The organism is Paenibacillus sp. MAH-35 (genome assembly GCF_058135425.1).
The window spans coordinates 25,534-37,362 of sequence record NZ_JBYUPU010000058.1 but is presented as its reverse complement, the minus strand read 5'-3'; the positions used below and the strand labels follow the sequence as shown (position 1 = coordinate 37,362).

Below are 11,829 nucleotides of genomic sequence, written 5' to 3'. Positions count from 1 at the left end.
GATAACATGCCTTACTCTTACAATAGGAGATTTTTTATTTGTTTACCATGAAAATGCATCATTTATTAACATTATTAGTAAATAAAAGAAGATGTTTTATGATGTTAGCTTTTATGCAACGCTAGTGCGGTTCGCAGCCCTTATTTTGTCCAAAACCCGCCTGATCTGATCAACTGGTTGAAAATAAGGGGTGCAAACCGCCTTTATTCACCTCGGTTTAGCGAAATGGCCGGAAATAACGGGTCCCAGAGAGGCTTTCGATTCATTGTGGACAACCAAGTGGAAAGGGAAAAGATTACCTTCTGGCGAGTTTTGTCTGGAATCCCCTACCTTACAATCCTTATTCAATCAAGGGATTCCGGACAACCTGTGAGCAGAAGAAGGTAACTTTTCACTTGGAACGGCCTGCTAACACTTCTACACAATGAATCGACAGGCTCCCCAGAGACTCTTATTGTGGTCGGCCGACTGCCGCTATGCGACAAGAAACCGCTCGACTTCGCTGAGAGCTGTTCACCGATCGAGTTTGCATAATAGAGCCTATGCAAGAGTCCATGCGGATTACGGTTCAGCGTCTTTGACCAGGATCTGGCTCAAGAAAGCGGTTTATAGGCCTTATCGTACCCTTATCGTGCGCCAGCGGCACTGCACTCGGCAACGGCAACCGGGTTATGATTGGCAGCTTTCCTAATAATGGTCCAGGGGCGAAAAAGGAATTTCCGGCCTCTAAGGCGAATAAGTTAAGATCGTATTTCTTACCGTTGCTTGCATAAGCATGTCGCAATAGATAAGGTTTCGTTCGCGGCCGGGAATAAAGAGGAGGCAGGTCGATGAGTTATTGCTGCGGAGCCGGGATGATCGGCACGAAAGGCACGCTGCGTCACATCGAGACGCATATTCATAACGTCCCATTGCTGTTTTGTCCGGTATGTCACCGGATCGAGGTGCATTATATGGTGGAGAGCGAGTACGAGATATTGGCGGAGTATGCGCACGGCGACGGGGCGGCGGAAGTCGATTTCCAGGACTACGTCGAAGACAAGACGGAAGCCGGCTTGTACGATAACTGTATCAACGGCGAGGCCGAAGAACCTCTGGATGTGGTGAACCGGCAAATCGATATGGCGCTTGATCTGCTCACCGTCGCCAAATTGCTGAAGGACGACGAATGGGAGCAGCAATTGAAGAGGCGGCTGACAGCCTTGAACGAGCGGCGCAATAAATTTCAGAAAAAAGCGTTCTCCGCCGGACAAAGGCGGGATTGAAGCGGTAAACGTCCCTTTAACAGGGGCGTTTTTTTGTGCCCGCAGACGAGGTGGATTGCTAATTGCTGGATACCAATTTGTGGGATAACGCCGTTTCTCTGCCCAATCGCTTCTTTCTGCATAAATTTGTGTGTTATAATAACAACCATCGGGTTGGGATGACCCCCATATCTTGGGGGAGCAACTCGAAACATGTAGTGTGAGGTGGAACGTTTGCTGCTGGTCTTATTCAAGAAATTTCTGGGAAAACGCCAGTCTCACGACTCTTCCGATATAGCCGAAACTCCGGAGCATAAAGTCAAGCTAATCCAGGAAGGAAACATCCGGCTCCGGAATCAGTTCATAACCGATTATCAGCCTTATGTAGCCAAAGTGACAAGCCGCTTCTGCAAGCGATATATAGATCCGTCCCGGGACGACGAATTCAGCATAGCGCTTGGCGCCTTCAATGAGGCGATCAATCAGTTTTCCCCGGAGTCGGGAAGGTCTTTTTTGAGCTTTGCGGAGACGGTGATGCGACGCCGGCTGATCGATCATGTTCGTAAAGAAACGCGCTTTACGGGACAAATCCCGTACAGTTCCTTCGAAGTGGAGGATGATGAAGACAGCATCGTCAATCCGGTGGAGATTCACCAGGCGATCGAGCATTACGAGAAAGAAAAAACAATCGAAGAACGCCGAAGCGAAATCGTTGACTTCAACCGCTGCCTGCAGGAATTCGGAATTTCCTTTAACGACCTTGTGGACGCTTCTCCCAAGCATAGCGATTCCAGAGAAGCTTTATTCGCCATCGGGGCGTTATTGGCGCGGGATCAGGTCATGATGTCGATCGTGCAGACGAAGAAAATGCTGCCGATTAAGGAGTTGCTGGAGAAGGTGGAGGTATCACGCAAGACCCTGGAACGAAACCGCAAATTCATCATTGCGGTAGCCCTGATCACGAACGGCTCTTATCCTTATTTGAAACATTACTTGAATATCCCCGAAGATCAACCAGGAGAGGAGTAAGGACATGCATAGAGGCATCGTGATGGAAATGACCGACTCGGATGTCGTCGTAATGACGCCTGACGGTCAATTCAAGAAAATTCCCCGTTCGGGACGCGTTTGCCAGGTCGGGGAAGAAATTTTGTTCTCCACTCCTCCAATTCGTCTGAAGCGGCCTGTATGGTCCATAACGTTCGCGCTTACCGCAGCTGTTCTGTTTTGTATCGTTCTATTTACTGGACTAGGGGGCAAATTGGAAGGCGTTAAGCCGATCGTCGCCTATGTGACGCTGGATATTAACCCGAGCGTCGAATTCGGCATCGACAAGGACAACGAGGTGCAGGAAGCGAGAGGACTTAACGACGAAGGCATCAAGCTGCTGGAAGACTTGCTGCTGACCGGAAAGCCGCTGGTCACGGCTACGGAAACATTGATGCAGCGGGTCGAGCAAGAGGGGTATTTTAAAGATGAAGAAGGGGACGTCATCATCTCCAGCACAAAAGTGTACGAAGAAGCGAAAGTGGACGAATCGAGCCTCAGTCAGATCGTTCAAGCAACCGTAACGAAGCATATCGAGCAGCAGCATCCCCAAACCGCCTCCAATATTCAGGTCGCCAGTTTCGTCACTCCCCCGACCATCCGCGAGGAGGCGCTGTCCAAAGGTGTGTCGGCCGGCAAGTATGCCGTCTACTTGAGTGCGAAGGACAACGGAAACGACGTCAACCTGAATCGGCTTAAAGAGGACTCCGTACGTAAACTCGCTCAAGAGGCGGGTGGCTTGAACAAACTGATCGATACAAAAGAAGTGCCGAAAAAAGAAACGCTTTCCAAACTACTGGAAGCCGAGAAAAGCGGCCAGCTCGATCAGAAGGTGAAAGAAAAGCTTGCGGAAAAAAGCAAATCCGACAAGGATGACGACAAAAAATCGTCGAAGCCGAATACCTCCTCCTCCAAAAACGATAACAAAAACGACAATAAAAACGATAAGACAAACAAAAATGACAGTGATCGAGACGACGATGATGACGATGACGATGATGACCGGGACGGCCGGAACAATTCGAACAATCGTCCGGGCGGCAATAACGGCAACAATTCGAACAACGGCAACAAAACGCCTACAGCCGGTCTGAAGCCGGGAACGATCCCCGCCGGTGTAAACGGCAATACGGGCAGCAGCCGCGGACAGGACGACAGGAAGAAGGAAGAAGAGAAGCGCAAGCAGGAAGAACAGAAGAAAAAAGAAGAAGAAAAGCGCAAACAGGAAGAGCAGAAGAAGAAAGAAGAAGAGAAACGCAAGCAGGAAGAACTGAAGAAAAAAGAAGAAGAAAAGCGCAAACAGGAAGAGCAGAAGAAGAAGGAAGAAGAGAACCGCAAGCAGGAAGAACTGAAGAAGAAGGAAGAAGAGAAGCGCAAGCAGGAAGAGCAGAAAAAGAAAGAAGAGGAGAAACGAAAAGAAGAAGAGCGGAATAAGCAAGGCGGCTATCCTGGACGAGATGACGGAAATCGAAGAGGCGACTCCTCCCGATCCGACGATAACAACCGGGGCGACTAGCGCAAAAGCTCGGAAACGAATACAGCTTGGGGCAGCATTTTGTCGACTTTTGTTGCAAAAACGTTCTGTAACTTCCCGGATAGAGGGACTGCAGAACGTTTTTCTTTTTTTCGACATCGTTCCCATTTATTAGTGCTTATTTGCGATTGACGACATATGGAAAAACACACTATGATACTGGTAGTTCGCCGGGGGAGCGCTGCTCGCGAGGCTTGCGGTATATACCAATTGGGTGCGGGGTGTACTTATGTCTGAATTGAGAAAGCAATATGTACGAGCCTTGAACCAGTACTTTCAGGACGGAAGCAGCGGCTCCCACCATCCGGCGGTTGCACTCGGAGAAGCTCTGCAGTCGATCGGACCCGAAGAGCTCGTCCTTCTGCATGAGCAAAGCATGCATATTTTGGCGGCAAGCGCAGAGCCGGAAGAGGCATTGCGCTATTACCGGTTGTCGTTCGTCTTCCTGATGGAGCTGTTCGCTCATTACCGGTTCCAGTTCCGTCATGTCCACAGCAACGAGCAAGTGCTCGAAGAGCTGCGCAATCTGCTGTTCAAGACGCATAACTCGTTCCAGTCTGTGGCAAGCAAATATGAAAACGTTTTACAGCATATGGACAGCGGAATTGTTATATTCGACAGCGAAGGATTCGTATCGTTCGTTAATGTGATGATGGCCAAGTTTCTCGGCATGCCCCGCAAAACGCTGCTTGGGCTCGATCTGCCTGGGCTCGCCGCCCACTCCCGGCTGTCCCGTTCGTTCCGGCGGCTCGTCGTCAAGCTGCATCGGGAAATGTTCCTGTACCGGCTGCGATACCACGAGGTAATCGATGAGAACGGACGGCATTATCTGGTTACCGCTACATACGGAGAAGAGCTGGACGGGGATATTCTGATCAGCGTGAAAGATATAACGGAGTTCAAAAAGATCGAGCAGTCCGCCTACCAGAACGACAAGCTGGCCATGCTCGGCAAAATCGCGGCGGCGATCGCCCACGAGATCCGCAATCCGCTTACCTCGATCCGCGGGTTTATTCAACTGCTGCGCCCGCACCTGGCTCAGCTCGGCAAGGACGAGTACGCACGGATTGTCATCGGAGAGATCGACCGGGCCAACGATATTATTTACGAGTTTTTGAATTCGTCCAAGCCTTCGACGCCGGATAAGAAGCAGGTGCGGGTCGTCGATCTCCTGAAGGAAGTTACGCTGCTGTTCGAAAGCGAAGCGATATTAAAAGGCTGCGATATTCTGTTAGAGGATCTGCCGTCGTCTACGACCGTATGTGTGGACGTCAAGCAGATGAAGCAGGCGCTGCTGAATATTATTAAAAACTCGCTCGACGCGGTCGGCGAGAGCCCTCAGAGCGGACGCGGCGTCATCCGGATCTCCGCTGCGGAGCAAGGAGCCAAAGTGGCGATCAGCGTCGAGGATAACGGAACGGGGATGGATTACCATACGCAGTCCAAGCTGTTCGATCCGTTTTTTACGACGAAGGTCGAAGGCACCGGATTAGGACTTGCGGTATGTTACCGGATTATTAAAAATCACGGCGGACATATTCAAGTGGATAGTACGATCGGCGAAGGAACGATTTTTAAAATAACGCTGCCGCTCTGCTGAGTCCGTATGCTACAATGAGGAGGAACTTTCTACTTTTATACGAAGGACTAATAGTAGCTACGCTTGTAGAGAGGAGAAGCCTTATGCGGTATCGGACATTCGGAAAAATCGGATTTCAGGTGTCGTCGCTCGGATTCGGGGCGATGAACTTGCCCGGGGTTCCGCTGGAGCAGGCCCGTGAGGCGCTGAACTACGCCTTGGACCACGGTATTAATTATATCGATACGGCTGCCGCTTACCGGAACAGCGAAGAGATCATCGGCGAATGCATCTCGCACCGCCGCAGTGAATATTTTTTGGCGACCAAAACGAATAAGCGGGACTACGCGACGGCCAAAGCGGAGATCGAACGAAGTCTGGAACGGTTAAAGACAGACGTTATCGATCTGCTGCAGATTCATTATGTGAACTATGTGCATGAATTCAAGACGGCGATGGAAGAGGACGGGGCGTACCGGGCCGCTATGGAAGCGAAGAAGGCGGGGAAAGTGCGTCATATCGGGATAACCGGACATCGTCCGGAGCTGCTGGCCAAGTGGATTCGGAAAGACCAGTTCGACCAGGTGCTGTTCCATCTGAATTTGGCGCAGCCGTTCGCGCTGGACGAGCTGATCCCGGAGCTGACGCGGCGGGATATGGGCAAGGTGGCGATGAAGCCGCTGTCCGGCGGGTTTATCCAGCCTGTGGAGAAGGCGATTCGCTATCCGTACAGTCAAGACGTCCACGTGATCATCTCGGGCATGGTCAGCGCCCAGGAAGTCAAAATGAATATCGCGGCGATGGAACGGGAAGTGGAGGACGCGGAGCGCGAGGAGCTGGAGCGTCTTGCAATGCGGCTCGGGACGCATAACTGCCGGCGGTGCAACTACTGTTCGTGCCCGATCGGCATTCCGATTCCGGACGTGATGATTTCCAGCAACATTCGCAGCGAGTTCGGACTGCTTCCGAAAGGAAGCGGATTTTATGAGAAGCACAAAGAGAAGATCGTATCGTGCGCCGACTATGAGCCGTGCAAGGAAAAACCGTTGTGCCAGCAGCAGTGTCCTTATCATCTGCCGATGCAGTCGGTTATACAGAAGGCAGCCGCGAGTTATTAAGAGAGAAGGCTCCAGCCGGGGAACGCTGCCGGGAAGCCGATAGATGGACATAAGAAAGCCCGCCTTTTCACAGGCGGGCCTTGGTTTGCTCGAAGATCAAGACTTAACTGGCAGACTCCGTTCGAAAGAGAAAGTTGCGGTCGCTAAGTCGTTACGCTTGCAGCTCGACGCTATGCGAAGTTACGGCAGCGGACGAAGGCATTGGCATCGGCATCGATTCGGCGATATCGTTCAGCGGAATAAGGAGCCGGTTTACTTCGTTTACGGTAAATGGCATTCCGGCGGTTCTCTCCGATAAGTTCGAAAGAAGGATGCCGAATCGGCCCTGTCTTCCTTTGCGGACCCGCAAGTCATATTGGAGCACGGTCAATGCCGCAGTATAGTCGTCAGTAGGTACGGACTCTACGGTCGGAGCTTGTTCGAACGGAACGATAAGCGTTCTGCGGTTCCAGTTCACCGTACCGGGACGAAACGACACGACTAGCCATTCCGGACCGCCGTCGCCGCTGATCAGCTTGACGATTTCGACACCTTTCTGTTCGGGCTTGAGCCGCTGGCTCGTACGGATGTCCGGCAGAAACGGGACGATAAAAATCGGGATGGCGCTGGCGATGTATAGCAGAAGCGGCGATTCAAAAAAGATGCTGGAGCCGAAAAATGCGGCAAATATAATCAGACCCGCTAACAAATATCCCTTAGATTTCATGTGAGCTTCCTCCAACTCGAAGTCGAGCGTTTTCGCGAAAATACGCACTTATTATAGCATATGGGCTTGCGCCTTTGAAGATGAAGTTGTTGGCACCTTGCACAAATTATTTACGGAGAGAGGCACTCATCATGAGGCTGTTCGCAAAACGCATGCGCATCCGGAAACCGTCCCATTACCGTAGCGGCATGACAGCCGCCACGCTTGAAGGCATACCGGCGATCATCTTGTTTCAACTGCTCGGAGGACCGTTCCTTACGGGTTATTTGCTGTACTTGGGTGCCTCCTCGTTCCAGATCGGGATCGTGCTGGCGATCCCCAGCATGGCCAACATGCTGCAAATAGTCGGGGCGCTGCTCATTCAGCGTTATACGAACCGGAAGCTGCTCTTCTCGCTTCTGTGCGGCTTTCACCGCGTCATGTGGGTGGCCGCAGGCGCCCTGCCGCTGCTGCTTCCGAAGGAATTCGGCGTAATCGCTTATATCGCCGTCAGCCTGTTCGGATTTGCCGGGCAAGCGATCGGCTCGGTGTTCTGGACGTCGCTGATTGCCGACATGGTCCCCGCCCGGGTACGCGGCCGTTATTTCGGCATCCGCAACACGATTTTGTGGGCGGGCGGCTGCCTTGCTATCCTGGTGTTCGGACAAATTCTCGACCGGATGCCCGAGCCGGAAGGATTTTATATTTTGTATATCGTGGCGGCGGTTTGCGGTGTGCTGGACATCGTCCTGTTCCTGAAGTATCCGAGCCCTCCGTTCGAGAAGTCGGAGCAAACGAATATGACCGCGATGCTGAGCGTGCCGTTTCGTCATACGAAGTTTTTGAAGTCGATGCTGTTTATTTCGCTGTGGCTGTTCGTTCAAGGGATCTCCGTCCCGTTCTACAACTATGTCATGATGGATATTATGAAGATCAGCTACAACTGGATCTCGATCGCCACCTTAACGCAAAATGTCGCGATGGTAGCCGGTTATTTCATGTGGGGGAACTTAAATGCCAAGTATGCGACCCGAAGACTTCTGTTCTGGACGCTGCCGGTTATCGCTTTGTCCTGCATGGGGTGGGGGGCGCTGCCCTTTATGCCGGATAAGGCTGTCCTGGTAGTTATACATATGCTGATCGGCGTCGGAGTAGGCGGGTTTAACCAGCTGATGTTTAATTTCGTCGTCGGCGATACGCCGAAGAAGGAGCGGCCGATGTTCATCGCCGTCTTTTACGCGCTGACGGGACTGGCCGGGTTCTTAGGTCCGCTGTCCGGAGGAGCCGTATACAAGATGGCGGCGGGAGCTCCGGTAGGGGTAGCGTTGTACGGGATATCGCTGGGTGTAGGCGTTCTGATGCTCGTGGTGGCGGCGACGATCGGTTCGCGCGTGCTGCTGGACAAAAAACTGCAGGTCCGCCGACTCGGCGGCACCGGCTGGAGGAGAAGCGGATGAGAAAACGAATCGGGATTATCGGATTGGGAGATATTGCACATAAAGCTTATTTGCCGGTGCTTGCGTCGCATCCGGAGGCGGAGATCGCCGCCGTGCTGAGCCGCTCGAGGGAGACGGTGGAGCGGGTGGGCGAGACGTACCGGATCGCGAAGCGGTTTACGGAGCTGTCGGAGCTGCTTCGCGAAAATTTGGATGCGGTATTCGTGCACAGCACGACGCAGACGCATGCCGATATCGTGATGGCTTGCCTGGAGCGCGGGCTTCACGTGTATGTCGACAAGCCGATCTCGTACCGGCTGGAGGAGTCCGAGCGGATCGCCGAGGAAGCGCTGAAGCGGGGCAAGCTGGTCGCCGTCGGTTTTAACCGCCGTTTCGCGCCGATGTACGCGGAGGCGAAGCGGTGGGTGGAGGAGTTGGGCGGCTTCGACTTGTGTATCGCGCAGAAGCATCGGATGCACCCGCAGCAGCAAAACGCTAAAGAAACGATGTATGACGACATGATTCATATGTTCGATCTGCTGCTCTGGCTCGGCAAAGATTCGTATGAGGTGACAAGCTGGCTTGGCGAAAAAACGGCGGACGGAGCGCTGCTTCATGCTTCGGGGAGCCTCAAGTCCGGCCCGGCCGCTTCCTTCGTCAGCATGAGCCGCAGAGCGGGCGGCGATCTCGAGAAGCTGGAGCTTCACGGCGGCGGACGTTCCGTAGAGGTCGTCAACCTGGAGTCGGCCGTATTTCGCGACCGGAACGAAGGCGAGCGCAGCCGGCGCTTCGGCAGCTGGGACAGCATTTCGTACAGACGGGGCTTTACCGGCATCATCGACCATTTCTTCGCTTCGCTGGACCGGCCGGACCGGTGCACGATCAGCGCTGACCGGGTGATCGAGACGCACCGGCTTGTCGAGAAGCTTAGCGGGATGCTGCGATAAGACCGGGCTTTTTTGGCATACTAGAGCTAGCGGCAACTGCGACCGGAGGAGCGGATCAGATCAAAACAGATCAGATCAGGCCCTTACTCTCCATAGCCGATGGCAAGAACAAACGCCAGCGACAGAAACGCGCAAAGCGGCACATACAGATACGTGTCCATTTTGGAGAACGTCGTAGCCCGCTTTTTCTTGAAAATCCCGAAAAGGTTGAATTCGCCAATTACCCGAAGCGCAAATACGACGGCACATACCCATACGCCGACCCGGACGATAAAGTCCTGAGCGGGAAAGCTGAACTCGACCAGACCGGTCCGAAGCAGGAGAAACAGTCCGGCCGAGCTGACGAGCAGCGCGATGAGAAGCGTCTCCCACACGCCTGGGACGAATGCCCGTTCGCCTTCCTGCTCGGGGATCACAGCCCTTGTCCCCCACTGCCCGCCCAATGCCCAGAAGACATGCAGCAGGCCGATAGCAAACAGGATACATGCAGCCAGTACAACGATGATGGTTACCATTCCGATCTCCTTCTGCCGCTGCTACACTGCTCGGCAACTTCATGTTGTGTAATAACCTATCGCTGGGCGATCCCTTCCCATATGACGTCCAAATACCGTTCGAACATGTCGCCGATCCTTGAATGTTGGTTATGCGGCAGCGACCACGACATCATGGTCTGGAGGTAGACACCGAGGACGGTGGAGACGATGACGTCCGTGTCCCAGCGGCTGTTCAGCTTCCCGTTCCGTCTGGCCCGGTCGATCAGGGAGGCGAGGCTTTGCTGCAGCCGCCGGATGCTTTTCGACTCGTTCTCGAACAGGTAAGCCGACTTGATCACTTCGACGATGGAGAGCTTCATCAGTTCCCCATTTGACGTATACCTCTGCAGCAAGTCGGTTAATACGAGCTTGAGCTGCTCTTTCGGCTCCGGGACATCTTGATACTCCTCCATGCCCCTGTTCAACACTTCGAGCTGGGATTCCCCCAAATACAATAAAATTTCTTCTTTTTTCGTAAAGTAATTGAAAAACGTCCCTTTGGCGATGCCGCAGGCGGAGGCGATTTCTTGAACGGTCACCTGCTCGAAGCCTTTTTCTTGAAAGAGCTGGAGCGCCTGCACGAAGATTTGTTCTTTTAAAGCTTTTTTGCGGGTTTCTCTCAGCATTGGAGTTCACTCCTGAATCCATAAGCGACCTTGGTCATAATTTGACTAAGGTCATTTTAATTTCTTCTGCGCTGTTTTGTCAATCGGCGTCATTCCGGCCGTCGGTGATGCGGCAGCAAGCGGCTAGATGTTTACAATTCTCTCAATCTGTCAACTCTTGTAATATCCCAATCTATCACTACTAAACGAGGAGGATGTTACTATGGCTGCTAGATGGAAGAAATGGTGGATAACCGCGGCGGCGGGAATCGCGCTGACGATCGGTGTGGGCGAGGCGGTCCAGGCGGAGCTGACTCCGGCGGAGGAGTGGGCGTTAGTCGAGCATTGGTCATACGCCGCGGAGGCTTGGAGCTTGCGGGAGGCCGCCCTTCAGCAGGCGAATGAGAACGAATCGGGTGAAAGAGCCGGGACGGATACAGTTGCGGCTGCGGCTACCTTTGGAAGCGAGGCGGCGGAGCTGGACGCTTCGGCGATCCAACTGCTCCAGTATCAAGTGAACGCGGGGGATACGTTATATAAAATATCGAAAGCTTTCGGCGTTACGGTCGAGGACCTGCAAGCGCTCAATACGCTGGATAATCCGAACCGGCTGAAGGTCGGACAAATGCTGGAGATTCCGCAGCTTGATGCGGAGTGGAGCGAAGGCAGCGCGGACCGGCCGGTCGTGCAGCGCGTACTGAGCTCGACCTTGACCGCTTACACGGCCGGCAAGGAATCCACAGGCAAGACCCCTTCGCATCCGGCTTACGGCATTACGCGCAGCGGCAGCAAAGCGGAGGAGGGGAGGACGGTCGCGGTAGACCCGTCCATCATTCCGCTCGGCTCGACGGTGCTGATCGAAGGGATCGGCGTGCGCAAAGCCGAAGATACGGGCTCGGCCATTAAAGGCGCTCGCATCGACGTTTTCATGAACGATTTGAAGGAAGCGGTCGATTTCGGAGTGAAGAAAAACGTCAAAGTCTTCGTTCTGGCCGACCGCAGCGCCTGACGGCTCTGGGAGAGACCGTGAACGGAGAAAACTAGACCGAGACTGAGAAGCGAGAACTGAGACTGAGATCTGAGACTAAGAACCGAGAA

11 protein-coding genes are annotated in these 11,829 nt (G+C 53.3%); 8 read left to right on the top strand and 3 right to left on the bottom strand.

The window, feature by feature from the left end:
• The first annotated feature begins 830 nt into the window (after positions 1-830).
• The 5 genes from AC3Y2E_RS32085 (at position 831) to AC3Y2E_RS32065 (ending at position 6,522) form a co-directional block, all read left to right on the top strand.
• Positions 831-1,265 carry a hypothetical protein gene (locus tag AC3Y2E_RS32085; RefSeq protein ID WP_379217345.1) on the top strand — a complete coding sequence of 145 codons (435 nt, stop codon included), beginning with the start codon at positions 831-833 and terminating at the stop codon, positions 1,263-1,265.
• 213 nt (positions 1,266-1,478) lie between these two features.
• Positions 1,479-2,273 carry an RNA polymerase sigma factor SigI gene (sigI, locus tag AC3Y2E_RS32080; protein WP_190929096.1) on the top strand — a complete coding sequence of 265 codons (795 nt, stop codon included), beginning with the start codon at positions 1,479-1,481 and terminating at the stop codon, positions 2,271-2,273.
• Positions 2,274-2,277: 4 nt separating this feature from the next.
• The gene (locus AC3Y2E_RS32075; protein WP_379217344.1) at positions 2,278-3,807 is read left to right on the top strand and encodes an anti-sigma factor domain-containing protein; all 1,530 of its coding nucleotides are present in this window, start codon (positions 2,278-2,280) and stop codon (positions 3,805-3,807) included.
• 247 nt (positions 3,808-4,054) lie between these two features.
• The gene (locus AC3Y2E_RS32070) at positions 4,055-5,425 is read left to right on the top strand and encodes an ATP-binding protein (RefSeq protein WP_190929098.1); all 1,371 of its coding nucleotides are present in this window, start codon (positions 4,055-4,057) and stop codon (positions 5,423-5,425) included.
• Between the two features lie 83 nt (positions 5,426-5,508).
• Complete coding sequence (locus AC3Y2E_RS32065; RefSeq protein WP_379217343.1) at positions 5,509-6,522, top strand: aldo/keto reductase; 1,014 nt, start codon at positions 5,509-5,511, stop codon at positions 6,520-6,522.
• Positions 6,523-6,673: 151 nt separating this feature from the next.
• Here the strand turns inward: AC3Y2E_RS32065 and AC3Y2E_RS32060 are convergent, their stop codons facing one another.
• A complete protein-coding gene (locus AC3Y2E_RS32060; RefSeq protein WP_379217342.1) occupies positions 6,674-7,228 on the bottom strand; it encodes a hypothetical protein in 555 nt (184 codons plus the stop codon).
• 131 nt (positions 7,229-7,359) lie between these two features.
• Between AC3Y2E_RS32060 and AC3Y2E_RS32055 the strand changes: the two genes are divergently transcribed.
• The gene (locus AC3Y2E_RS32055; protein ID WP_379217341.1) at positions 7,360-8,664 is read left to right on the top strand and encodes an MFS transporter; all 1,305 of its coding nucleotides are present in this window, start codon (positions 7,360-7,362) and stop codon (positions 8,662-8,664) included.
• Complete coding sequence (locus AC3Y2E_RS32050; protein WP_379217340.1) at positions 8,661-9,590, top strand: Gfo/Idh/MocA family protein; 930 nt, start codon at positions 8,661-8,663, stop codon at positions 9,588-9,590. The genes AC3Y2E_RS32055 and AC3Y2E_RS32050 overlap by 4 nt, the downstream gene beginning before the upstream one ends.
• Before the next feature lie 83 nt (positions 9,591-9,673).
• Here AC3Y2E_RS32050 and AC3Y2E_RS32045 read toward each other — a convergent pair whose 3' ends face one another.
• Together AC3Y2E_RS32045 and AC3Y2E_RS32040 are read right to left on the bottom strand one after the other, a co-directional pair.
• The gene (locus AC3Y2E_RS32045) at positions 9,674-10,105 is read right to left on the bottom strand and encodes a DUF3995 domain-containing protein (RefSeq protein ID WP_190929103.1); all 432 of its coding nucleotides are present in this window, start codon (positions 10,103-10,105) and stop codon (positions 9,674-9,676) included.
• A 56-nt stretch (positions 10,106-10,161) separates the two neighbouring features.
• The gene (locus AC3Y2E_RS32040; RefSeq protein WP_379217339.1) at positions 10,162-10,752 is read right to left on the bottom strand and encodes a TetR/AcrR family transcriptional regulator; all 591 of its coding nucleotides are present in this window, start codon (positions 10,750-10,752) and stop codon (positions 10,162-10,164) included.
• 202 nt (positions 10,753-10,954) lie between these two features.
• Between AC3Y2E_RS32040 and AC3Y2E_RS32035 the strand changes: the two genes are divergently transcribed.
• The gene (locus tag AC3Y2E_RS32035) at positions 10,955-11,740 is read left to right on the top strand and encodes a 3D domain-containing protein (RefSeq protein ID WP_379217338.1); all 786 of its coding nucleotides are present in this window, start codon (positions 10,955-10,957) and stop codon (positions 11,738-11,740) included.
• The last annotated feature ends 89 nt before the right edge of the window (positions 11,741-11,829 follow it).